Here is a 22,856-nt window from a genome sequence, read left to right as displayed (position 1 = left end):
ACTAGAAAATTCACACATTTACGCCTGTACTTCAAGGGCGCGCGATCAAATAGATAGGACCATCTGTTTGATCGCCGGGGTAATAGGAACCGCTGGTTAGGTTAACCAAGAGGTTCCTTTATGACTTTTGTAACTTGCTTTTCATATTCAGGCGCTTATAATTCGCCCAACTTTAACTGGAGGTAACTACCTTGCCTGGCATAAAACACAACAATACTGTTTGCGCTGTTCCCTGGAGTCTTGATCGACTTCAGCCTGGGGCTGTGCGTTTATCTGGTGTCTGCTAGTGCAAAAATCTGGTAGGCACGTCGCCTTTCAGATTTTTAGTTAATCATTTAATTAAAAAACCCGAGGGGCGAAACTCCCTCGGGTTTTTTTTCGTCACCAAAAAGGTGAAATTGCCCGATAAAAATACGCCGATTACGGCAGAACTGGCAGAGCGTTATGAGCGAAACTATTTGGGTAAAAATTGAAACCACCAAAGGCAACGACGATGTGTGGTCGTTCAAAGGCCTTATGTGGCAACGTGACTTCGAAAAAATCACATCCAATGAACAACGTGACGGGTATTTCCAATTAAATAAGGTGTATTGGATTTCCACGGTTTACGATGATTCTGGAAACAGCGAAGAGGAAAAGCTGTATCAATATGGTAAGGGTAAACTTGAAGCGTTTCGTGGTGACCTTTATTTAAAGGTTGAACATCTGGTGTCTATTGCGCCGATTGATGGCGCGAGCGAACTGGAACGCTATCAAAAACGACAAAACTCGCCGTTGCGCGCGGTCACGCCAATTCGGTCGTGAACCTGTGCGGTGGCTCTCGCACATACATAGTTCGGGTAGGCGCTATATCGTTACCCGGGCTATACGCCGAGTTCGTGTTTGTCGAGATGTTTTTGCAGCAGGTCCAAATTGCGCATATTGGCTTTAAATGCAAAGTCAAACAGGTCGCCAATTAACGGAATGGAACCGAGGGTAAAATCGAGAAAAGTGTTGAATATCATGCGAGCAAGCACAGTCTTCGGTACGCCCAGTTGCTTTGCTTGAGCGATGATCCACAGCGATATGGCGCCGGTAGCAAAATCGCCGACGCCAGGAATCAAGCCGATAACGCCATCGAGGCCGATTCTAAAACCACCGGGTAGCGGAATGCTTTTATCCAGCAACCACGCGAGGTTTTGTGCCGATTTACTGTCTTTGATCATGGTGTGTCCCTGCGGGCAAGCCGGCGCATAGCGTTTACTTTACGTGCACTTCGCCCGTTCGCTATTACGAGTGTCTATCCGTTCGTGCTCCACCGTTTGTTTGTTGCCGTCCAACCGCTTTGCGGTGTTGTCTATGGCATCCCCATCGCGGTACAAGCGACGCACTAGCGGATTGCCCACTTTAATAAGCACGGCGAATTTAAGCAAGAGCCGGAAAAACCACCAGGATACCCGATAGCCGATACTCTTCAGTGAGACCCAGCGGCCGTAGTCCGCCTTGTTAATTGCTTCGCTTTCGTCGATTAGGGTTTCCAGCTCCCCACACAGCTCACGGGTTAATGTACTGTCCTTGACCAGTATATTGGCCTCCAGATTAAGCGTAAGACTCCATGGGTCGAGGTTGCTGGAGCCTATGGTGCACCAGTTATCGTCGATGGCAGCAACCTTGGCGTGGAGAGGGCGGGTTTTGTACTCGTAAATCTCGATTCCATGATGGAGAAAATGGCCGTAGTGTGACCTGGCTGCAGTGAGTACCAGCGGGAGATCCGGCTTTTTCTGGAAAATTAAGCGGACTTTCACACCCCGATCTGCCGCTTTGCGCAATGCGTGGCGAAGACGCAGCCCCGGGAAGAAGTAGGCACAAGCGAGCGTGATACTCTGTTTGGCTTCGTTTATCGCGTCAAGGTAGCAGGTTTCAATAGCACGCCGTCTTCCCACATGATTGTCTCGACAGGTGAGTGCGAGCTTGGCATCTCCTCGAGCCGTCGCAGGCTTTAACGTCGCTTCATCCTTGTAGGATTCGTCATCGGGAATATTCTCAAGGCAATGCGTGCGTACTTGATCGGTCGCAGGCCCCTCAATACGGAGCATGAAATCGCGCATTCCGGCTTCGCCAAACTGCAAAGTGTATTTCTCTGTGAGATTAACACCGCCTACATAGGCAATTTTATTGTCAATGACCGCAAGTTTGCGATGCAGACGTCCGTATGCTTGAGCATTAAATGGTAAACGGTGCTTGGGTTCATAGAGATAAATTTTTATTCCAGCTTTGACGAATTCAAATATAAAATTCTCGCTACAAAAATCACTGCTTCCATAGGCATCAATGGTGAGTTTTACTTCTGCGCCATTTGCTACCGCCTTTTTACAGGCCTCGAAAACGCTTTTTCCTACATCGTCTTCGGCAAACTCGTAGGTTTCGATGAGGACTTCCTTTGACGCCCGCGTAATTTCCTCGACCAGATCCGGTACAAACTCGTCGCCATTGTTGAGCAGTACAACTTTATTGCCCGACTCAAATTCGATGGTCGACTCCCTGTGTTTTTTAGGTTTCATGCTGAAATGCTTGGCCTGATTAACGTCGGGCGATGATCCAGATTGCGTGAACTATGCCGGGGATATAACCCAAAATTGTCAGCAAAATGTTAATCCAGAACTGCAGACCGAAACCCACCTGCAAAAACACACCGACTGGGGGAAGTAAAATAGAGAGCAAAACGCGAATAAGGTCCATGATTGTTATCCTCTGTTGAAATTTACCATCTTCACGAGGGCTAAAGCGGGAACCGTGCCAAATCGCGGAAGCCCTCGTACTGCGGCGCTTGAGATGCTATTGGCTAAGCAGGCTGCAATGAAATAGGCTGCGGGTTTACCCCCTTTTTTACACGTTCGATGGAAAACTTACAGTTGAATGCTGCCCTCTTGCGGGGATAGGCAGCCTATAACCCAGAAAAAACGGGCAGTTCACCAAAAAATTCATCCTAGCACGGTAGTTGCTACGTATAGCAAAAGCGCTCTGTATCGCGCGGTGAGGACCTTCGGGATGGATAACCAATGAAAAACAAAACTCTGCAAGCTTTCTGCTTTGTCGGCGCTTTGAGCGCCTGTTCCAGCGCTTACTATGGCACCATGGAAAAGTTCGGTGTTTACAAACGAGATATTATGGTAGACAGGGTGCAAGATGCGCGCAGAGCGCAGGACGACGGTGAAGATCAGTTTACCAGCGCACTGGAAGCATTCAAATCGGTACACGAATTTGATGGCGGCAAGCTGGAAAAAGTGTACAACACACTAAATGACGAATACGAAGATTCCCGTGAAGTTGCTGAGGACATCAGTGAGCGCATAGACGCGATAGAGAGCGTGGCTAACGCCATGTTTCGTGAGTGGCGGAAAGAACTGGGTGAATACAGTAGTGATTCATTGCGCAAGAAAAGTGAATTGCGTTTAAAACAAACGCAGGTGCGTTATGAAGAACTGATAGCGGCAATGCATCAAACAGAATCGCGAATGGAGCCGGTGCTCGCCTTGATGCTGGATCAGGTATTATTTTTAAAACACAACCTCAACGCCCAGGCAATTCAATCATTAAAAACCGAAGTGCCAAAAATTGATGCAGATGTGGATCGTCTGTTAAACGCCATGCAAGAGGCTATCGCACAGGCAGACGCGTTTGTTGCCGAGATGAAACGCTAGTTGGGAAAATCGCGGCGATTGGTGATTACTGTTCGTTTATCGTCGCTTTATTGCTATTTGCTAACTCTATATTTAACTTGAACCACGACCAAAAACTTTCCATTTGCCACAGCCAATCCTTCTCATAAATACTGTTTTGCATTTGACGCGCAGAATATTTTCAGGTTAAAGCCGAGCCATTACTTCAGTGCTCGTAAAAACTCACAACGGGAACAATTGGAATAGCAGAGTAGCGGCTGCGCTAAGCCAGAGGATGGCTGACTGTATTAGCAGCTAACGATTGCACCGCCAACGCACACAGGTCACACAGGTCACATAGGTAAAGTTATCGTCGAACAGTGTGGATATCTATAACTGAGGTGGCAACGATAATGAGCGTTATAGAATTGTGCATTTTGCAACGCCATTAATCCGGAGATTAAATGGATGATGCTCTCCACTTAACCGTGTGCCCGTTAAATACTATCGAAATGCGCGCGTGTTTTAATACTTCGTGGGCCTACACTGCCCCTCTGGCAACGGCGCTGAATCTTCGCGCCGACTTTTATACCACAATTTTCGTTGCCAGTTTAGTAGCATAGGTTGTATTACCCAATCCGCGCCATGTCTTTAAACTAACTCACATAATGCTTTGGCTAACCCACTTGAGTCCAAAATACATTGCTGCCAGTAGTGCGCCAGCACCGAGGCTGACGGCAATTGCATGTTTTTGCCACAGAGACTGCGCTTTTTCTCCGAAGCGTTTTACCAGGAATGCAAGCCCGTAATAGCGCAAGCCGCGTGCGATTACTGCAGCCAGAACGAAGAGTGTAATTGAGTAGCCGGCAGCACCTGCGGTAATCATTGCTACCTGAAAAGGTATAGGTAATATGCCCACGGCCAATACCGCCCAAAAGCCATGGCTGTCGAAAAATGCTTTATAGGATTCGTAGGCCGATTGGTAGCCCATGGCGTCGATAAACCACTTACCGACAGATTCGTACACTGCCATACCGACGGCGTAACCCACGATGGAGGCAACCAGGCACCCAGCCGTTGTCACAGTTGCCAGTCGCCATATTCGGTCGCGATTTGCCGCCATCAAGGGAATCAGAATAAGCTCGATTGGAATCGGGATAATAATGGTTTCGAGAAACGACAATGCGAACAACAGCCAAAGAGCGTGTTTTGACTGAGCGATCTTGTCGAACCATTTTTTTGCGCTTTGGGATTTAAATTCCAAGGTGTGAGTTCCTTTCTTTGCAGGTTGTAATTAATTATCCGCGCTTGGATGGTTAAAGCGCAGATTGATGTGCGGTCTACGCATTAATGCGGCGGTACCCTGCCTCGAGAAAGCCATAAATACCGAATGCGACCAGTCCGAAGGCGATAACTGAGAACAGTCCTGTGCCGTAGTCGCTTTCCTGAATAGTGTGCAGCGCGTCCGCCATGCCGGAAATCTCGCCTTGGTGAGCGATAAGTGCTGAATGAAGCAGGAGCGAGCCAAGAATGCACCACACCACACCGCGTGCGATTAATCCGAACTGACAGAGAGTTTTTGCTAATGCACGGGTATCGGGTATATCCATATAGCGCTCAAATTTTGCGGTCCAGCCTTTGATAAGGTGTGCTATCCCGGCACCAAAAACACATGCGCCAACAATTGCCAGCCCAATTTGGCCGATGGTCGAGTCCAGCCAACCGCTTTGTTCTACGCCGCCAGAGTTTTTCTGCGAGCCAAAAACGGCGGAGATCGCCCAGTAGGCGAGAAACAAATGCACCAGGCAACTCACCAGCAGGCCGCCACGTATGGCGAGACCTTTCGCGTTGGTGCCGTGATCGTCTGTATCTTTCACTGCTTGAAGAAATCGCCATACGGAATAACCGCATAAACCAATACTCAGCAAAATAATAAGAAAATAGCCAAACGGCTGCTCCATGATTTTTTGTAGAGCGCCTTTACTATCGGTAACTTCACCACCGCTACCCACGGCAGCAAATACCGCAAGCGTTCCGACAATAACGTAAATAAGGCCGCGCGATGCGTAGCCTGTTCGCGCCCAAACTTTAAAGTTTTCCTTTGTCTCGGTGTAATGCATTGTCTATTCCTATACGCAATATTTGCAATGTCGCTTTGAAAAATTGTTCTCTCGTTGAATCCTGAGAGCTGTAGTTATTCAGCTGTAAAGGCTAATGGTAATTAAAGATTTGCAAATACCGAGCCTTTTATATTATTTCGATGTGAGTATGTATTTTTTTCGAAATACGGTGGAAACCAGATTTCGAAAAAAATGGGTAATCAAGTTGTCTGGTTCTTTAAAAAAGTGCGCTGGCATAGTCTGTGCGTAATCAGGTTAGCACTCGCAATTGAGTGAACTCATTTACAACGATTGGAGGATGTTATGAATATGAGGACGTTAGTTTTATTTTTTCTCGCCGGCTGTCTTATAGCCGTTGCGGGCTGTACCTCGCAGGGCACAGCCCCCAACAGCTTGATGAGTGAAGCCCAGGCGGATATCCGAACGGCTGAAGAAATGGGCGCAGATCAACTGGCACCGGTAGCGCTAGCAGACGCAAAACAACACCTGAAAGACGCAAGGATTGCAATGGCGGACGAAAAATTTACAAAAGCCCGCTACGACCTGGAGAAGTCAATGGCCGATTCTCAATTCGCCATTGCCAAAACCAATGCGACGCGTTCAAACAAAGCTGAGGAGCAGTTGCAGGAAAGTTTAAACACGCTCGAGCAGGAACTATAACGGAGACAGGAGACGAATTATGAAATACGCAATGAAGAAAATGACATTGGCAACAGCAAGTGCATCGATGATCCTTTTGGCCGGTTGCGCAACCACCCATGAACCTAGTAATGAATTAACCGAACTGCAAACCCGTTATAACTCTGTGGTATCCAGCCAAAATCTGGAAGAGTACGCGCCAGTGGCGTTTGACGAAGCGGGTAAATCCATTGCGCGTTTGGAAACGCTCGAGAATGATGGCGCAGACGATTACGAGCTGGAGCATCAGCAGTACCTCGCAGAGCGCAAGCTGGATACAGCTATTGAACTGGCAAAACACAACCGCAGTCAGGAATATATTGACGATGCGGATGTTCGCCGCAAAGATCTGATGCTACAGGCGCGCGAACGTGACTTAACGCAGGCAGAGCGTGAAGCCGCCTTTATGAAGTCTCGTGCAGAAGCGGCAGAACAACGCGCGGAGATGGCCGTGGCGCGAGCAAACTCGATGGAAGAAAAAGCGTCGCAAATGGCAAGCAAGTTGGAGTCGGTGACGACTAAACTCGACAAGCGTGGTCTGGTTATCACCATGGGTGATATTTTATTTGCGACCGATGAATCCGAAGTGAAGCCGGGTGCAGTGCGCACGCTCGAAAAAGTGAGTGATTTACTGGCGGAGTATCCGGACCGCGAAATTCTTGTTGAAGGTTTTACCGATAGTACCGGTGCTGCAGATTACAACAAGAATTTGAGCGAGCGCCGGGCCGAGGCGGTTGTCAAACAGTTGGTTGACAACGGGCTTGCCGAAGACCGCTTAAGTGCGAAAGGTTATGGTGAGGAGTATCCGGTCGCCTCTAACGATACGGCAGCCGGTCGCCAGCAAAACCGCCGGGTTGAACTGGTGGTCGCCAATAAAGATGATAAAGCAGTAGACGACCGTGTGGCTCAACGTTAGTTGTTTCGCTTTAATCGCTAAATCAGTCTGTGGTACTCGAGTTTCGGGCTTCGCGCCCGAACCCGCACATGTTTCCGGGGGCAGTTTCAATTGTCTGCCAAAGCTTGCCCCGTAATTTTATTCAATCGCTTTTCTTTTCCCGCTCTAAAACATTTTCCTGTGTTAAAACAGTTGTTGACTTATTAGGGTTGTATTTCTATAGTTAGCCAAAAGGCTAACTAATTGGGGCGCTTAGCGCATTTGCTCGATGAACACATTAGATGCGGTATTTCACGCACTGGGTGACAACACAAGGCGTGCGGTTATTGCTCGATTGGGTGGCGGGCCTGCCTCTGTTAAGGAATTGGCGGAACCTTTTCCGATGGCATTGCCATCGTTTATGAAACATATCGCGATTCTTGAGAACAGCGGGCTGATTACATCTGAAAAGCAAGGCCGTGTGCGTACTTGTCGCCTGCGCGAGGAGAATTTCGCGTTAGCCGAGCAATGGTTCGATGCGCAGCGCGACCTGTGGGAATCCCGCACAGATCGTCTCGCCGATTTCGTTGAAAACCAACTGATGAAAGGAAAAAATCGCGATGGATAAAGAATTAGATATCGAAATTAGCCGGGTAATTAAAGCGCCTCGTGACATTGTCTGGCAAGCGTGGCGTGACCCCGCGAACCTGGTGCAATGGTGGGCTCCGAAACCTGTGGTTACCGAATCGATTAAACACGAATTTTACACGGGTGGCGGTTTCGGAACCTTGATGCGTATGGAAGACGGTTCCGAGTTTGCAAGCGAAGGTTGTTTTTTGCAGGTAGTGGAAAACGAGAAAATTATTTTTTCGGATGCGCTAAGTAGTGGTTGGCGACCCAATGCCTCGCCATTTATGACCGCAATTATAACCCTGGAAGATCACCCTGAGGGCACCGCCTATAGCGCACAGGTGTTACACAATAGTGTGGAAGCCCGTCAGCGGCACCTGGACATGGGTTTTTTCGATGGCTGGGGAACCGTGTTCGAACAACTGGATAGCTTTGTTCAACAACTTAAAAATTAATCGGCCCACCAGGCCAATTGAAAAGCGCTCTACTCAACTTTATTAATTAGAGGTTCCTCTATTAATAAAATATTCGAGCGCTTTTTTCGTTAGGCGGTGCGGGCGGAGTCGGTCAATCCCGTGTCCGTTAAACCGGCACTGCGCAATTGTTTGCACAACCCCAGAGTAACCAGGCCCAGGGTAAGCGCACCTGCGCCCAGCAACACAATGCTTCCTGCGGTAGAAAACACTTTGCCAATTAAACCAATGCCAACGGTTCCTATCGAATCGCCGCAGGCGTCCTGCGCTGTCCATATTCCATTAATGCGGCCAAGGTACTCATCGGGTGTGTGCCCCTGCACCAGGGTGTATTGCAATAGCGAGGCGATGCAAGTGAGGTAGCCAAACACCACAAGCGTTGCCAGCGACAGCCATAAATTTTCTACCAAACCAAACGCCACCACCGAGCCAAACACACCGCAACATATTAATCCCATCCACTTTCCCGGTTGTTCCAGGCGTTCGGCCCAGGCGCTGAGCAACGCGCCCAGAGTCGCGCCGAGGGGGACGGCGGAATAAAGTAAGCCCAGTGCCATGGGGTTATCCTGAAACAGGGATTCGGCCATTTCCGGAAACAGCACGCGAATGGCGGTGGTCAAAGTGACTAAGGTGCCTATAACCACCACGGCCCCCACGATACGGTTTTGAAACAGAAACCTGACACCATCGAACAGTTCCCGCAGCGGGTGCTGCGGCTCAAATTCCGGTGGCTGCATACGCGGCAAACGCAGTAGCGGCAGCAGGGTAATCGCAGTTCCCACAGCCGCGAGCACATAGTTCCAGGCGACATCGCTAACGGCGATGATCCAGCCGCCGAGTGCCGGGGATGCGACTCCGGCGAGCCGCATCGAAACCATGCTAACGGCGCGCGCCTGCATCAGGTTTTCCCGACCGACAATGTGCGGCATGGCGGCGAGCAATGCGGTGACGCCCAGGGCGCCAAAAAAGCCGTCCCAGAGCGCAAACACATAAATCACCCAGAGTGCCGGTTGCGGCAGGAATGCATTCACCGCAAGCCAGAAAAAGCCGAGTCCGCATATGCTGCGGGCAAGCAAAATCAGGCCTTTGCGATCGTGTCGGTCGGCGAGCACGCCGCCATACAACAGGCCGACGAACATGCCAACGCCGTCGAGTGCCATCACGATGCCCACTTGTAGGCTATCTCCGGTGAGGTCGTACACCTGTTTCGGCAGCGCCACTGCGAGCATTCCCAGGCCGATTAACGAAATGGTGCGGGCGATAAACACGGCGCGAAAGTTGGCGTTGTGTTGCAAGATATCAAAATTGACGAATAGCTTTTTCATAGTCCAGCTCTTGTTAAAAATTGGCGGCGCGGGCTCACACGTTGGCGAGCTGCACGCGGGTGTCGGGTTCCGGGTGGCGCTCAGTCTGTCGCTGTTTTAAGGCCTGGTTAATCTGGGGGCCAAGAATCTGCAGCGATGCTGGCGACATGATGTCCTGGTGTTCGCAGTGCGCCAGCGGGTGTAGCGTGAGGTCGCTGACGTAAGGCTGCCAGCAGGTGGCGGGCTCGATATAGTCCGGTCGGTCTTTGTCTGCCACGAAAACATTTACCGGGCCGTCGTAACTCGGTGTTTTGGTCGCCGCGAGCAGGGTGACCGCATCCTTATAGTTGGCAAAAATCTGCGCCAGCATTGCCTGCCTTTCCTGTTGCAACTCACCGTCGGCGTTGTCCATCGCCTCGTTTAATACCTGTTGTTGCTCCCGCTCCGCGCCCAAGGTTGCTTCGGCATCGTCCGGGTCGGTCCAGTCGTGCACCTCTGCCGGATAGGTATCCAACAGGCCGAGAAAATCCACGCGTTCACCCGCAGCGCGCAAGCGTGCGGCCATGCCATAGGCGATGGTGCCGCCCAGGGAATAACCGAGCAGGAAGTAGGGCCCGTGAGGTTGTTGGTCGCGCAGAATCTGCAGTTGTCGCTCGATCAGCTCGTCCATGTTGCGGCTGCTGGCAATAAGCCCGTGGGGGCGCGGCGACTGCAGCCCGACAATGGGCATGTTGTTATCCAGGTAACGGGACAGCACGCTGTACTGCCAGGCGAAACCGGAGCCAGGGTAAACGCAGAACAGGGGGGTATCGCTGCCAGCGCGCAGCTGGATAACCGGGTCGAAACCGTCGCTGCCAAAGTCGTTCAGCATGACATCGCTGTTTAACTGGGCGGCGAGCAACGCTACGGTGGGCGAGGTCATAATCTGGCCCACAGGTACACTGCGCTCCAGCTCTTTGCGAATTTCCACCGCGAGTGTCATGGCCAATAAGGAATGGCCGCCTATTGCGAAGAAGTCGTCGTCGGCATTCACTGAATCCACGCCGAGAACACGGGCAAAAATTGCGGCGAGACGGGATTCCAGCCCGCGCGCGGGCGCGCGACCGGATGGTGTGTGAACTGGTGTTGTGTTAGGTTTGGGTAATGCCTTGCGGTCCAGTTTGCCGTTGGCGTTGAGGGGGAGTGCGTCCATTGCGACCAGGGCGGCTGGCATCATGGCGCTGCTCAGTTGTTGGGCCAGGCGTGTTTGCAACATGTCACTGGTAAGCGATGGGCTGTTATGGGTCGCGCTGTCTTTCAGCACATAGTAGGCGACCAACTGGCGCTGGTCGCCCTGCGCCTGACGGTCACCGCCGAGTACCTGGGCGTGTACTGCGGCATCGGCAATTTCCGGTTGCGCGCGTAAAACCGCTTCGATTTCACCGAGTTCGATACGCTGGCCGCGAATTTTGAGTTGGTCGTCTACCCTCCCCAGGTATTCCACTTTGCCGCTGGCCAGGTGGCGCACGATGTCGCCGGTGCGGTACATCCGGGTACCGTTGCCCTGCGGGTCGGCAACAAATCGCGACGCGCTCAACTCGGCGCGTTGCAGATAACCCGCGGCGAGCTGGTCGCCACACAAGTACAGTTCGCCACTGGCACCCAGTGGCACCGGACGCAGATAGGCATCCAGTACCCGCAACTGGGTATTCCATACGGGCAGCCCGATGGGCACACCGCTGCCGCCTTCGTCGAGGTCACCGCAGGCGGGTTCGTAGGTCACATCTACCGCAGCTTCGGTGGGGCCGTAAAGATTGTGGAGCTGCGCATCGAACATTTCGCTGAAGGTTCTCGCGAGCACTTTGCTCAGTGCCTCACCACTGCAAAACACCCGGCGCAGGCTGCGACAATCGCGGTATTCGCTCGCCGTCAGGCTGTTGCAAAACACCGCCAGCATCGACGGCACAAAGTGCATGGTGGTGACCTGGTAGTGGTCGATTGCTCGGGCCAGTGCGTCCGGGTCGCGATGGGCATCGGGTGCAGCCATTACCAGGCGCGCGCCAACCATAAAGCTCCAGAAAAACTCCCACACGGATACATCAAAGCTACTCGGGGTTTTTTGTAGTACCACGTCGTCGCTGTGCAGAGGGTATTGGTGCTGCATCCACAATATGCGGTTAACAATCGCGTTGTGTGGTACTAACACGCCTTTGGGGCGGCCTGTGGTGCCAGAGGTATACAGCAGGTACGCCGGAGCATTGGCCGTCAATGCGACTTCGCGGAACTGCTGCTGGGCGTTGTCTGGGGTCAGGGCCTCGAAGTGCACACAGGAAACATCGCTAAAGCGCGCGGCATTGGCTGCTTCGGTGATCAATAACCGCGGCCTGGCATCACTGAGCATAAATGCCAGGCGTTCGTCGGGGTAACTCGTGTCCAGTGGCAGATAGGCGGCACCGGCTTCGATGACCGCCAGCAGCGCGATACTTAGTCGCACCGAGCGGGGCAGGGCTACGGCGACAATATCCCCGGGACACACACCCTGCGCTTGCAGGTCGCCGGCCAAGCATTTCACCTGATGGCGCACCTGCGCGTAGGTCAGGCTGTGCTCCGCATCCTGCAGCGCCAGTCCAGCGGGGCTGCGTGCGGCCTGTTCGCGGAGGTGGTCGCGCAGGGTGCTGACCGGCAGGGCTTGGTAGGTGGCATTGATGGCGGCAAGCTGTGCCTGCTCTTCCAGGGTTTGCAGTTCGTAACGGCACACTGGTGTTTGTGGCGCCTTCAGTAGCGTATCGATAAATCCGGCAATGCGTTTGGCCAGTTGCGCCGGTTGGGCAATGGCGCCCCGGTTTTCCACCAACAAGGTGGTGCGTTCGCCCGGCACCACCAGCAGCGCCAGTGGATAGTGGCTGTAACCACGGTTGTGAATATCGGTAATTCGAGTACCTGCCAGGTCGTAACCGAGATAGTCACTATCCGGGTAGTTCTCCACCACCAGCAGGCTGTCAAACAGTGGCTGGCCGCCAGCCTGGCGCTGGATTTCCGCAAGCCCCGGCCCATCGTGCTCCAGCAATGTCATATGGGTCGCGGCCACGGTGCCAAGTTGCTGCCACAGGTCCTGATGCGGACTTAATTGGAAAGCGACCGGAATGGTGTTCAAAAACAGTCCGAGTTGTTGGTCGAGACCATCGATATTCGCACTGCGGCCCGACACCGGCATGCCGAAGGTGACGGCTTCGCGTCCGCTTATCGCCGCCAGTGCCAGCGCCCAGATGCCTTGCATGACCAGGTTGAGGGTGAGCCCGTGTGCCTGCGTCGCTTGTTTAAGAGCGAGGCTGGAGGCTTCATCCAGGGTGAACACCGCTTCCTCAACGGTTGGCGTGGCCTGCTCGAACAGCACGCAAGGGCGAGCGTCGGCGAGGTAGTCCCGCCACAGATCGAGGCTGGCAGTGTGATCGCGATTCACTAACTGCTGCAGTACTCGGGGGTAAGGCGACTCGCTGCGCGCGCGCGGTTGCTCGTTGTCGCGGTAAGCCGCCAGCAATCTGCGCAACAGCAGCGGCGTCGACCAGCCGTCGATCAGCAGGTGGTGAATCACCAGATATAGGCTGAACTGTTCAGCACCGGTTTTCACCAGGCACGCCCGCAACATACCGCCAAACCGGTCGCAGGGCAGGGGAGCGTCGATTACCTCGGTTGTGATGTTTGCCAGCGCCTGGGCCCGATCGCTTAGGGGTAGATAGCTGATGTCCTCAAAGCGCCAGGGCCAGCGCAGTACACCGGCGGCGGGCAGCAGAAATACCGGCTGCGCTGCGGTTTCCATATCGAACAGGCCCGCCAGCTGCGGATTTTCACTCAGGACCACGCTCAGCGCGCGGTGCAGGCGCTCGGTATTGAGCGAGCCTGCCAGATCCAGCAGGGTCCAGGCGCTGTAGTTCGCGCCGTCCGCTGCGGTCTGTGCCAGGTAGAGCATGCCCTGCTGCAGCGGCAGCACGGGTGCCAGGGCACGATAAACGCCGTGCCGCTGCTTTAGTTTGTCAGTGTCGGCAGCGGTCAGCGCAAAGTCAGCGCCGGGGTTCTGCTCCAGCCCGGTGACCGCCAACGCAGTCATGGCGAGTGCCATGGCGCGTGGCGTGCGGGCGACGAATACTGCGCTGGGTTTCAATTGGTAACCTTTGCCGCGCAACGCGGTGGTGAGGCCAATGGCGAGAATACTGTCGCCCCCCAGTTCGAAAAAATCGTCCTCGGCGCCCGGGTTGTCTACCGCCAGAATATCCGCCATCAGCGCGCATAACAGTTGCTCGCGCTCCCCCACGGGCACAACGTGATTGCGGCTGAGCAGTCGCGGTCGCGGCAGGGCTTTTTTGTCGATTTTGCCGTTGACTGTAAAGGGCATTTGGGTGAGCAGGGTGAGTGCGGCGGGCACCATGTATTCGGGCAGTTTCGCGTGCAGAATATCGAGAAATTCGCGTGTGAGAGCTTCGCTGTTGTGGCTCTCCAGATCCGGCACCGCGCAGTAACCCAGCAGGCGGTGGCTGTTGTTGACGGCTTCGGCTACCACCGTCGCCGTCTCCACGCCGGGCAACAGAGAGAGCGCGTTTTCCACATCGGCCAGCTCGATGCGGTAACCACGTACTTTCACCTGGTCGTCCGCACGGCCCAGATACTCAATGAGCCCGTCGTTGCTCCAGCGCACGAGATCACCGCTGCGGTACATGCGCTCGCCGTCGCGAAACGGGTTGGCGACAAACCGGCTGGCGGTGAGGTCGGAGCGATTCACATAACCGTTGGCGAGGCTGGCGCCAGCGATATACAACTCGCCCACCGCACCGAGGGGTACTGGTTGCAGACAGGTATCCAGCACATAGACGTGAACATTGCCGATCGGTCGGCCGACAGTGGGCTCAGGCGCCACAGCGAGGGATGCGCCCAGGGTATCGACGGTATTCTCTGTGGGCCCGTACAGGTTGTAGCTGACCACCTCCGGGTGTTCGCGCAGTTCGTGCCAGAGCGCCGCTGGTGCCGCCTCGCCGCCAATGCCAATCAAGCCGGGGCGGTGCAGATCTGTGGTGAGCAAGCCATTGTTCAGCAGCGCGCTGCACAGCGAGGGCGGCATGTCGAGCGCGTCCAGCTGGTTTTCCTGGACATAGCGAACAATCTCGAACGCGTCGCGCCGCAGCTCTTCGTCGAACAGATGCAACTCCTGGCCAAGAGCCAGCCAGAGGGTTTGATCCCAGGCGGAGTCAAAGGCGATGGAGTGGCTGTGCATGGTGCGCACACGGCGGCCGTGGCTTGCCTGTATCTGTGCAATAAACGGCCCGAACAATTGCTGGCCGTGGCTGTTCAGCAGGTTGGCCAGCGCGCCGTGGGATACCTGCACACCCTTGGGGGTGCCGGTGCTGCCCGAGGTGAAGATGATATACGCCGGGTCTTCGGGTGAAGGTTGCGCAAGGGCATCCGCCCGCCGCGCCATGACGTCTGGTGAAACAGGTGCAGCCTCGCTCATGTCCGACGGCGCATCCAGGTCCATGCGTGCACAGGCAGGCAGTTCGATGGAACTCAAGCTGATGACCAACACCGGGTTGGCAACGGAAAAAATGGCGTCGATGCGCTCACGCGGATATTCCGGTTCGATCGGGACCCAGCAGGCGCCGGTTTGCATAATGGCGAACATCGCGGCGATAGCGTCGGTCTGGCGAGGCAGTGCCACGGCGACGTTCTGGCCGGGCTGCACGCCGCAAAGCAGGAGCCATTCGCTGAGCTGGTCCACCCGCGCCCCCAGTTGGGCAAAGGTCAGTTTACGCGTGCCGCACACCAGTGCCAGATCGCCGGGTTGTTCGGCGACGCGCTGGCGAAAAGCGGTGCACAGCGTGGGTAGCTGATGGGTAACCGCCGGCCCTTGCGACCAGTCGTTGAGCTGCGCACGTTCACTGTCGGCGAGTAAAGGAAGGGTTTGCAGCGATTGTTCGGGCTGGCCCAGCAACGCGGTGATAAAGCCCTGCAAGCGCTCTCCGTGGAGGGCGACGTCGGCGGCAGTGTAATAACGGGCGTTGGCCCGCAGATCCAAACGGATACGCTGCTCGTGAATTTGCACGCCAAATTCAAAGTCGTCCAGTGGCCCTGCCGCCAGGTGCTCGGTGGTACCGGTGAGGGTGTCGAATTGCAGGTGATAGTCGAACATTTTGTAGTTGAGCAGCGGGCCGTAAAGGCGGCGACTGCTGCCGACGAGATGGGCGTCCCGCTGAATGGCTTCGGCGTCGTAGCGACTGTGTTTGCGTACCTGTTTAATTTCCTGTTTCAGCTGGCGGGCGGCGTCGAGCCAGCTATCGCCCAAGTTCAGGCGAAGTGCCACCGGCAGTACGGTAACGACCGGAGCCGATGCGGTAATGGCCACCGAACCCATGCGGCGCATAAACGGCATTCCCAGGGTTTGCTGGTTCGCCCCGGTGATGCGGGCGATGTAGCTGGCGAGCGCACTGAGTAGTAGATCGGGCGCGCTCAGGCCGTGGTGTTGCGCAAGCTGTTGCAGCTGGCCGAGGGTTGCCTCCGGCAGCGTCAGGTAGTGGGTGTGCTGCGCGGCCGTGGGCAGTACATCGGTAATGGGTACCCGGCTCAGGCTTGCCACCGGGGGCAGCTCGGCGCAATAGGTTTGCCAGAAAGTTTTGTCGCGGGCGTGCTGGGGCGAAGCCCGATACTGGTCGCACTCCGCGATTACATCGGCAACCGGGCAAGGGCGGGCATCAGGTGGTGTGGTTTGCCGAACCAGGGCGGTGTAGTGCTGTGCGATACGCTTGGTCAACGCGGTGAAGCTGTAGCCATCCAGCATGATGTGGTGATAGCGCTGGTACCACAGCCAGCGTGGTTGCGCTTTGCCCGCTGGTGTAGTTTCGGGCGCGAGTTTGAACAGTATATTTACCAGCGCCGGGTGCTCGCCGTCGCAGACATGGTCGGCCGCGATGTCGGCTTGCATCCACTGCCTGGCACGCGCCTCGGCGTCACCGTCGGCAGCATAGTCGATGTGCTGCAACGCGGGCAGCGATTCCAGGCTCACAGCGGCAGGAATTCTCTGGCGGCCGACACCGTCAACTTCGGTGTAGCCTGCGATAACGGTATCCGCCTCCTGCAACCCCAGGGCAACAGCACGTTCAAACAGGGCGGGCTGCAATGCACCGGTAATCGCCACTGCATGGGCAATCACAAAGGTGTTTTTTTCTTCGCTGACCTGTTCTGCCAGCCAGATGCCTTCCTGGGTCGGCAACAGAGGGAGTGTGTGCGATGTCATCAGATGCCCTCCCGCGATTCTGGATTGTGGGCGCGCGCAGACTCGGTATTTGGAAATAAGGGCCCGGCAGTCCAGTGGGTTTCTACGTATGCGCTGCATTCATCCCGCGAGGCGGGGCCGAATTGCGGTTCCCAGCCTTTAGGCGTGGGCACAAAGGTCGGCCACAAGCTGTATTCCTGCTGCTGGTTGGTGAGCACCAGAAAGGTATGAGCGGGGTTGTCAAAAGGATTGATGGTTTCTTCATTGAACGTCGACATGGAAAACTCCTTCGCACTGGTGGCGGGTGGCAGCGGGGTAAGGTTGCGGCAGGGCGGTCAGTAGCGCTTCGCGCCAGCAGAGCCAATCGTGGCCGCCTTCAAATTCCTGGTAATGCGTGGTGTAACCTGATGCGCTCAGGGCGGCGGACATGCGCTGGCTTTCGCACCGCATATCACTTTCAAAACGGCCTGCTTGCAGCAGAAACTGGACTTCGCCAGTGCGCGCGGGGCCTGTTGCGGCAAATTGATCGAGGCGTGCACCTTGCGGGCTCTGCCACCAAAATGAGCCGGACTGGCTGATAACGCGGGAGACTGCGTCGGGAAATAGCAGCCCGGCGTAGCAAGCGGCGAGGCCGCCAAAACTCTGGCCGATCACGGTGATCCCACGGGGACAGGACGCGGTGGTGATTGCGGGCAGCGATTCGTCCGGGAAGGGGGTGTTCGCCTGCGCGACTGATCGAAGAGCTTCGGCATTGCGATGATTAAGCAGAGTGAGTGGTGTGATCTTGCCTTGCCAGTTCAGCTGCGGCAGTAGCTCGAGTAGCACCGCAAGCCAGAACGTCGGATTACAGGTGAGTTCGTCGGCGCGGGTACGGCTGTCCAGAGCTTCGATAAACACATAGCGAGCGGCGGGCAGCAGACCCGCGTCGGTTTGTTCGCGCAACCAGTTGGCCACTGGCAGCTGTTCCGCCCAGATAGCGCCATCGAGAAATATCAGCAGGGGCAGGTCTGCCTGTGCGCCGTCAGCGTCGCCACAGCGTAATTGCCAGACGCGGCGCTGGTTGTCGAGACAGTGGCTGTGCCAGTGTGCGAGATGCAAGCGGTCATCAGCCAGAGCGGCGGACCGTGTTTCGCTCGCCAGGCTGCACACCGACGGTTTTATCAGCAGACGCGAGAGCGCGTGGCTGCCACTCGTGTACGACGGCAGCGGATTAAACGGGTCTGCTTCGCCAAAAAGCGCAATAGCATTGATCCACCAGGCGCGGCGCTGTTCGTGGTGTACCGGGAAGCCGTCGCCGTCCACTACGGGAATAAAAAAATAGGAACCCTGCCAGGTCTCCGGCAGACACACCTCCCAGTACCAGACATCGCTGGCGGGAATACGCAGCATGGCGGTGGGAGCCTCTACCGGGTGAGGCGTGAGCGACCAGCAGTCGATATAAACTGTTTGAATCGCGCAGTCCTGCGGTTGGCGCCAATAAAATGTGATGCGACAATAGCCGTTGTGCAGCCGTTTAATCAGTGGCGTGCCGCGGCTCGCAATCTGTTGCCACCAGGCCTCACTGCCAATAGCTATGCGAAAATTAGGTGCGTGTTTCATAGCGGAACACCTTCGCTCGCGACTGGATTTATCGGTTGCGTGGAAGACGATAACCAGCCGCGTATCCGGCAAATTGCGAGGTAGGCAAGGGGCACATAAAAAATGGTGAGCAGGGTTGCGGTGATTACGCCGCCGAGCACGGCGAGGCCGATGGCATGTTGAGCATTGGCCGCGGGGCCCGTGGCCACAATGAGTGGCACCACGCCCGCGCCGAAACTGAGTGAGGTCATTAAAATCGGGCGCAAGCGCAGGCTGGCGGCTTTGCGGGTGGCGTGGAAAGCGGAGCCGCCCCGCTGAATCGCGTGTTCAGCAAACTCCACGATTAAAATGCCGTTGCGCGCTGACAACCCGATAGAAGTAAGCACTCCGATCTGAAAGAAAATATCGTTGCTTTGGCCGCTCAGCATTACCAGCACTACCGCCCCTAACACGCCGAGAGGGATCACCAATAAAATAGCGAGCGGAATACTCCAGCTTTCGTAAAGTGCGGCGAGACATAAAAAGACGAACAGTATCGAAACCGTGTAAAGCAAGGTGGCAGAGCCACTGGAAATTTTGTCCTGGTAGGACAGGCCGCTCCACTCGTAGTTGGTGCCCGGCAGTGTGGCCGCCAGGGTTTCGATGCGTTCCATAATGCGCCCGGAGCTGGCACCCGGCGCTGCAGCGCCGGTAATCCGCACGGCGGGCAAGCCATTGAATCGGGAAATCTGGCCTGGTCCGGATTCCCATTGCTGCGCGGTAAATGCGGAAAATGGCACCATCTCGCCCAGGTTGTTGCGAACCTGCCAATCGTTGATATTTTCCGGTGCTGAACGGAAGGGCGCATCCGCCTGAATAAAGACTTTGCGCAACTGGCCGTCGTAAACAAAATCGTTGACGTAGCGGCCACCCCAGGCGGTGCTCAAGGTTTGGTTGATGGTGTGAAGGTTTAGCCCCATGGCTGAGGCTTTTTGCTGGTCGATATGGATGTTGAGGTTGGGACTGGATTCGCCGCCGTCGGCATCGGCGAACATAATGTCTGGCTCGTTAGTTAACGAATTTACTAATTGCCAGGCGTCGGCCACCAATGCCTCGCGGCCCCGTCCCGCCACATCCTGCAGCCAGAATTCAAAGCCGTTGGTATCGCCGAGGCCATCGATGGGTGGCAACACCATGGCAAACACTTTGCCCTCGACCAGATCCGCCAGCGCTCTATTGGCGCGTGCGGCAATCGCCTGCGCTGAATTTTCCTGGCCTTGGCGCTGTGACCAGTCTTTTAGTGGTACAAAACCGATACCGGCGTTTTGCCCGGAGCCGGAAAAGCTGAATCCCGATACCGTATAAATACCGGCGATATTTTTCGCCTCGTGTTGCATAAAATAGTTTTCGACTGTGCGCACCAGCTCACGTGTGCGGGTATAGCTGGCGCCTTCGGGCAGCGCATAGCGAACCATGACCGTACCCTGATCGTCTTCTGGAATAAATGCGGTCGGCAGCGACTGATACGCCCACCAGGTACTGCCCAGCAACACCAGATAAATTGCGCTAAAGCGCAAGGGGCGTTTGAGTAGCGCGGTCACTCTGTGGTGGTAACGCAATTTCATCACTGAAAATAAACGATTGAACGCGCGCGTAACCGGATTGCGTTTGTGCCCATCTGCCGGTTTGAGCAAGGCGGCGCAGAGTGCAGGGGTGAGGGTGAGGGCAACGACGGCTGATAACGCCATCGCGGTTACCAGGGTGACGGAGAACTGGCGATAAATAACACCTACGGAACCGGGGAAAGCGGCCATGGGCAAAAACACCGCCGCGAGTACCAGCGCAATACCTATTAACACGCGCGTCATGTGCTGCATGGATTTTAAGGTTGCGCTACGGGCGTCGAGTTTTTCCTGCATCATGGTGCGTTCGACATGTTCGACGACCACAATGGCATCGTCGACTAATAAGCCGATGGCCAATACCATGGCAAACAGGTTTAACGTATTCAGGCTATAGCCCAGCAGTGCAATAACACAACAGGTGCCGAGTAATACGATAGGGATGGTGAGCGTTGGAATTAAAGTGACGCGCCAGTTTTGCAAAAATAAATACATCACCAGCACCACCAACACCAGGGCTTCTGCCAGGGTGCGCAGCACATCGCGAATAGAGCGTTTTACAAAGCGCGACGCATCTTCCGGATAAAATACATCGACGCCCGCGGGAAATGTGTGGCGCAACTGGGCAATCCGATTTTTTACCGCAGACGCGGTTGCCATGGCATTTGCGCCGGGCGCCATCATCATCGCGAGACCTGATGCAGGTTTGCCATTGAGGCGTGATGTGCTGGCGTAGCTCTCGCGACCAATTTCAATACGGGCGACATCGCCCAAGCGCACGACGTCGCCCTGGGCTCGGGTTTTAAGTACGATGCTGGCGAAATCGTCTACCGATTGTAATCGCGACATCGCCGTGACGGTGACGTTTAGCTGTTGGCCTTCGCGATGCGGACGCGCGCCCAGTTCACCGACCGGGACTTCGGTATTTTGTGCGTATATCGCCTCTTCCACGTCACTGGGCATCAGTTGGTGAGCGGCGAGCTGGTGTGGGTCCAACCAGATACGCATTGCATAGGGCGCACCGAAATTGCGGATAGCACCGACGCCAGGTAACCGGCTCAGCGGGTCTTCCATACTACTGCTAATCCAGTTGGCGATATCGCTGTCGCTCAAACGGCCACTGGCATCGTGAAAAACGGCGACCATTAAAAAGCTGTTTTGCAGGCTGTTAACAGTAATTCCACGTTGTTGTACTTGCGCAGGCAGGCGATAACTTATCTGGTTAACTTTATTTTGAACGCGCACCTGCGCGACTTCCACGTCGGTGTTTAAATCAAACACCAGGGTGAGCTCCACGACGCCGTCCGACGTGCTGACCGAATCGAAATACAATAAACCATCGAGACCTTTGAGAGATTGCTCGAGAATTTGCGTTACGCTGTTTTCGACTACCTTTGCCGATGCGCCCGGATACACAGCTTCCACGAGTACCATGGGCGGCGAAATATTGGGGTATTGACTGACCGGTAAGAAGCGCAGTGCGATGCCGCCGAGCAACATGAGCGCAATCGCAAAAACACCAGCCAGTACCGGACGCTGAACAAAAATTCTGGCAATCATCGTGAGCTGATCTCCATTGCATTCGTCGCCTGCCATGGCGTTACCGTGAGTTGCTGGCCTTCCTGCACCCGCTGGAGCCCTTCCACAATGACCCGTTCGCCTGACGCAAGCACGCCAGCGATTGCCCAGTGATGGCCCTCGCGTGCCACGATAGTCACTGGCCGCCGGGTAGCTTTATTGTCGGAGTCGGCAAGCCACACAGATGCGTCGCCTGCGGCGTTGTAGATCACTGCCTGTTGTGGTACCAGCGCAACGTTCGGCTCTATACCTTGGTTGACCTGAGCGCGTACATACATACCGGGGAGCAATAAATTGTCGGGGTTGGGAAATTTTGCGCGCAAGGTGACCGCGCCGGAACTTGGCTCAACCTGCATTTCGGTGAATTGAATATCGCCGCCGTGTGCATAGGGCAAACCGTCGGCCAGCAAGAGTTGAACCTGACCGTCGCCGGCATGGAGAGTGCCGGCTTGCAAGCGGCGTTTCAGCTGAATGAATTGCTGACTCGATTGCACCATGTCTACATAAATTGGATCGAATTGCTGGATAACGGCGAGTGCGTCTATTTGTGCGGGCGATACCAGGGCACCTTCAGTGACGGCAGAGCGACCGATAACCCCGCCAATGGGTGCGCGAATCTGGGTGCGCTCTAAATCGATTTCCGCTTTTTCAAGGGCAGCGTCGGCGGCGGCGAGTTGGGCGCTTGCCTGCTGGAAACTGGCTTCGGCGAGGTCGACTTCATGGGGGGCAATCCCCTGGCTTTCAGCGAGTTTGCGAAGCCGTGCCAAATGGGTTTTGGCGTTGAACAAGGTCGCAGCGGCTACGTTTCGTTCACCACCTGCTATAGCGACTTCTGCCCGATAGCTGTCCGCATTGATTTCGTAAAGTAACTCGCCTTTGTTAACGCGAGAACCCTCACGAAATAAGCGCTTTTCTATCAGCCCGCCAACTTGCGGTCGAATCTCTGCGCTGCGAAACGCGCGGGTACGACCGGCGACTTCGCTGCGTACCGGCAAATTTTGTAAGCGAATATCAAGCGCAGAAACGCGCAGGGTGGACTCAGCCTTGCTGTGAATTAATTCGTTATGGACTGACTCGTCATGAATGGTATCGCTTTGACAACCGCAGAGCGCACCTAATAACAAAAATGTCGAGAAAATTTTTTTCAT

18 protein-coding genes are annotated in these 22,856 nt (G+C 55.1%); 7 read left to right on the top strand and 11 right to left on the bottom strand.

From position 1 onward, the window contains the following. The first annotated feature begins 444 nt into the window (after nucleotides 1-444). Nucleotides 445-804 carry a hypothetical protein gene (locus tag TERTU_RS18145; protein ID WP_015819085.1) on the top strand — a complete coding sequence of 120 codons (360 nt, stop codon included), beginning with the start codon at nucleotides 445-447 and terminating at the stop codon, nucleotides 802-804. Between the two features lie 59 nt (nucleotides 805-863). On the opposite strand, the gene TERTU_RS18140 is transcribed toward TERTU_RS18145, so the two are convergent. From TERTU_RS18140 to TERTU_RS21505, 3 genes are read right to left on the bottom strand one after another with little or no spacing between them, the layout of a single operon-like run. Then, a complete protein-coding gene (locus tag TERTU_RS18140) occupies nucleotides 864-1,205 on the bottom strand; it encodes a DUF4112 domain-containing protein (RefSeq protein WP_015820426.1) in 342 nt (113 codons plus the stop codon). A gap of 39 nt (nucleotides 1,206-1,244) precedes the next feature. Further along, entirely contained in the window at nucleotides 1,245-2,540 is a 1,296-nt protein-coding gene (gene clsB / locus TERTU_RS18135) for a cardiolipin synthase ClsB (RefSeq protein ID WP_015819982.1), read from the bottom strand. Nucleotides 2,541-2,559: 19 nt separating this feature from the next. Then, entirely contained in the window at nucleotides 2,560-2,718 is a 159-nt protein-coding gene (locus TERTU_RS21505; protein WP_015820305.1) for a YqaE/Pmp3 family membrane protein, read from the bottom strand. 320 nt (nucleotides 2,719-3,038) lie between these two features. On the opposite strand from TERTU_RS21505, the gene TERTU_RS18125 reads away from it, so the two are divergent. Both TERTU_RS18125 and TERTU_RS22055 read left to right on the top strand, forming a co-directional pair. Next, the gene (locus TERTU_RS18125; RefSeq protein ID WP_015820500.1) at nucleotides 3,039-3,680 is read left to right on the top strand and encodes a DUF2959 domain-containing protein; all 642 of its coding nucleotides are present in this window, start codon (nucleotides 3,039-3,041) and stop codon (nucleotides 3,678-3,680) included. A 422-nt stretch (nucleotides 3,681-4,102) separates the two neighbouring features. Continuing rightward, on the top strand, nucleotides 4,103-4,261 hold the full coding sequence (locus TERTU_RS22055) for a hypothetical protein (RefSeq protein WP_015817206.1): 159 nt from the start codon (nucleotides 4,103-4,105) through the stop codon (nucleotides 4,259-4,261). 38 nt (nucleotides 4,262-4,299) lie between these two features. Here TERTU_RS22055 and TERTU_RS18120 read toward each other — a convergent pair whose 3' ends face one another. Together TERTU_RS18120 and TERTU_RS18115 are read right to left on the bottom strand one after the other, a co-directional pair. Beyond that, nucleotides 4,300-4,902, bottom strand: a complete 603-nt coding sequence (locus TERTU_RS18120) for a YqaA family protein (RefSeq protein ID WP_015820219.1) — start codon at nucleotides 4,900-4,902, stop codon at nucleotides 4,300-4,302. A 76-nt stretch (nucleotides 4,903-4,978) separates the two neighbouring features. Continuing rightward, a complete protein-coding gene (locus tag TERTU_RS18115; RefSeq protein ID WP_015820738.1) occupies nucleotides 4,979-5,758 on the bottom strand; it encodes a DUF1206 domain-containing protein in 780 nt (259 codons plus the stop codon). A gap of 303 nt (nucleotides 5,759-6,061) precedes the next feature. Between TERTU_RS18115 and TERTU_RS18110 the strand changes: the two genes are divergently transcribed. The 4 genes from TERTU_RS18110 to TERTU_RS18095 all read left to right on the top strand — a co-directional run bounded on the left by TERTU_RS18110 (nucleotide 6,062) and on the right by TERTU_RS18095 (nucleotide 8,395). Then, complete coding sequence (locus TERTU_RS18110; protein ID WP_018275198.1) at nucleotides 6,062-6,418, top strand: DUF4398 domain-containing protein; 357 nt, start codon at nucleotides 6,062-6,064, stop codon at nucleotides 6,416-6,418. Between the two features lie 19 nt (nucleotides 6,419-6,437). Next, a complete protein-coding gene (locus TERTU_RS18105; protein WP_015817350.1) occupies nucleotides 6,438-7,352 on the top strand; it encodes an OmpA family protein in 915 nt (304 codons plus the stop codon). Between the two features lie 247 nt (nucleotides 7,353-7,599). Then, nucleotides 7,600-7,938 carry an ArsR/SmtB family transcription factor gene (locus TERTU_RS18100; RefSeq protein ID WP_015817824.1) on the top strand — a complete coding sequence of 113 codons (339 nt, stop codon included), beginning with the start codon at nucleotides 7,600-7,602 and terminating at the stop codon, nucleotides 7,936-7,938. Next, nucleotides 7,931-8,395 carry an SRPBCC family protein gene (locus TERTU_RS18095; RefSeq protein ID WP_015818694.1) on the top strand — a complete coding sequence of 155 codons (465 nt, stop codon included), beginning with the start codon at nucleotides 7,931-7,933 and terminating at the stop codon, nucleotides 8,393-8,395. The genes TERTU_RS18100 and TERTU_RS18095 overlap by 8 nt, the downstream gene beginning before the upstream one ends. An 89-nt stretch (nucleotides 8,396-8,484) precedes the next feature. Here the strand turns inward: TERTU_RS18095 and entS are convergent, their stop codons facing one another. From entS to TERTU_RS18065, 6 genes are read right to left on the bottom strand one after another with little or no spacing between them, the layout of a single operon-like run. Continuing rightward, entirely contained in the window at nucleotides 8,485-9,738 is a 1,254-nt protein-coding gene (gene entS / locus TERTU_RS18090; protein WP_015819712.1) for an enterobactin transporter EntS, read from the bottom strand. Nucleotides 9,739-9,772: 34 nt separating this feature from the next. After that, nucleotides 9,773-16,972, bottom strand: coding sequence for a non-ribosomal peptide synthetase (locus TERTU_RS18085; RefSeq protein WP_041590315.1), 7,200 nt, complete (start codon nucleotides 16,970-16,972; stop codon nucleotides 9,773-9,775). After that, the gene (locus tag TERTU_RS18080; RefSeq protein ID WP_015818593.1) at nucleotides 16,972-17,229 is read right to left on the bottom strand and encodes an MbtH family protein; all 258 of its coding nucleotides are present in this window, start codon (nucleotides 17,227-17,229) and stop codon (nucleotides 16,972-16,974) included. The genes TERTU_RS18085 and TERTU_RS18080 overlap by 1 nt, the downstream gene beginning before the upstream one ends. Continuing rightward, a complete protein-coding gene (locus TERTU_RS18075; protein ID WP_015816819.1) occupies nucleotides 17,213-18,550 on the bottom strand; it encodes an enterochelin esterase domain-containing protein in 1,338 nt (445 codons plus the stop codon). The genes TERTU_RS18080 and TERTU_RS18075 overlap by 17 nt, the downstream gene beginning before the upstream one ends. Next, the gene (locus TERTU_RS18070) at nucleotides 18,547-21,690 is read right to left on the bottom strand and encodes a multidrug efflux RND transporter permease subunit (protein WP_015817325.1); all 3,144 of its coding nucleotides are present in this window, start codon (nucleotides 21,688-21,690) and stop codon (nucleotides 18,547-18,549) included. Before TERTU_RS18070 ends, TERTU_RS18075 begins: the two co-directional genes overlap by 4 nt. Continuing rightward, nucleotides 21,687-22,856 (bottom strand): efflux RND transporter periplasmic adaptor subunit, encoded by a 1,170-nt coding sequence (locus TERTU_RS18065; RefSeq protein WP_015817978.1) that lies wholly within the window; start codon nucleotides 22,854-22,856, stop codon nucleotides 21,687-21,689. The genes TERTU_RS18070 and TERTU_RS18065 overlap by 4 nt, the downstream gene beginning before the upstream one ends.

This window comes from Teredinibacter turnerae T7901, from assembly GCF_000023025.1.
Taxonomy (GTDB): Bacteria; Pseudomonadota; Gammaproteobacteria; order Pseudomonadales; family Cellvibrionaceae; genus Teredinibacter; species Teredinibacter turnerae_B.
This window is presented reverse-complemented; position numbering and strand designations above follow the sequence as displayed.